This is a genomic window from Streptomyces sp. MI02-7b (genome assembly GCF_033793585.1).
Classification (GTDB): domain Bacteria; phylum Actinomycetota; class Actinomycetes; order Streptomycetales; family Streptomycetaceae; genus Actinacidiphila.
Window position 1 is genome coordinate 1 of sequence record NZ_JARAWX010000070.1, and the last position, 1,142, is coordinate 1,142.

Annotated in this window: 1 protein-coding gene; it reads right to left on the reverse strand. The window is 66.7% G+C overall.

The genetic code is table 11. The features are described 5' to 3' along the window. Window positions 1-229: 229 nt before the first annotated feature. On the reverse strand, window positions 230-457 hold the full coding sequence (locus PV364_RS41095) for a hypothetical protein (protein WP_319138511.1): 228 nt from the start codon (window positions 455-457) through the stop codon (window positions 230-232). Window positions 458-1,142: the final 685 nt, after the last annotated feature.

Below are 1,142 nucleotides of genomic sequence, written 5' to 3' on the forward strand. Positions count from 1 at the left end.
TGGCTGACTTTCGGTGGCTGAGGCCAGAACTGCGTTCCTCGACGGGACTTCACCAGTAACCCTCTCCAACTCGACAATGCGAACTACACCGCGCCAGCCTGGTACTTGTCGAAGAAGGGCGAGAGGCCGGGCCAGGCAGAGCCAGGTGAGGGAGGACCCGACGACGCCGATGCCGCCGGGGCCACCCTCGCTGAAACGCTCACAGCACTACGCGACGAAATCCGCGCACTCAGCGCTGATCATCAGGAACTGCGCCGTGAAGTCGAGGAGTTGAAGGCAGCTCAGCAGTCGAAGCCTCAGTCCTGAGCTGGGCCACTTCCTCTCGCAACTCCATCGTCTCCCTCCTGAGGCGGCCGACCATGGCGCGCATCTCTTTGACCAGCGCGGCCACCTTTTCCGTGTCCCCGACGTGAATGCTGGTCGACCCCATTTCGTTGTCCGGTATGTGCTCGGTCATTGCTCCCGCTTGCTGCTGTGCCGTCGTTGCGTATCGCGATTGCTTGAAGCGCCGAGGCATGGTTGATCGGCTGTCCGACGGCCTCTCTCGCAGGTCCGGGATTGGTCCACGGTGTCCATGTGTTCCTCGCATGCTGCTCGGCCGCTCCCCTGCCCTGCGGAGCTGTTCAGAGTTTCTTTACTGGATCAAGGCGGCCCGCCTACGGCGTGCCGCGCGCGCTGGCGGCCACGGGCCGCCGCCGCTCCATGCCTCCGCCACCGCTGCGGCGGCCCCCGCCCACTCAGCGCGCAACACCGCCAGGGTGGGCAGCCAGAGCAGGAAGCAACCCGACCAGTCCGAGCGCCAGGACCAGACCGAAGCGCGCCGGTGACGACCGCACCGTGCCATCGGCCGCCGTTTCGCTCCGAGAGATCCGAAGCCGACCTGAGCACCGTCCCGACGTACACAACGCCCAGGCCGGAGGGGGCGCGGCCCGGGACGTATTCGGGCAGCGTGGCTGAGGCCCGAACGGGGTTGCTGGAGGCACACGTGACGGGTGCTCGTGCGGCGCACCCGCCGCCGTGGCTGACTTTCGGTGGCTGAGGCCAGAACTGCGTTCCTCGACGGGACTTCACCAGTAACCCTCTCCAACTCGACAACAGGAAGAGGGAGGACCCGACGACGCCGATGCCGCCGGGGCCACCCT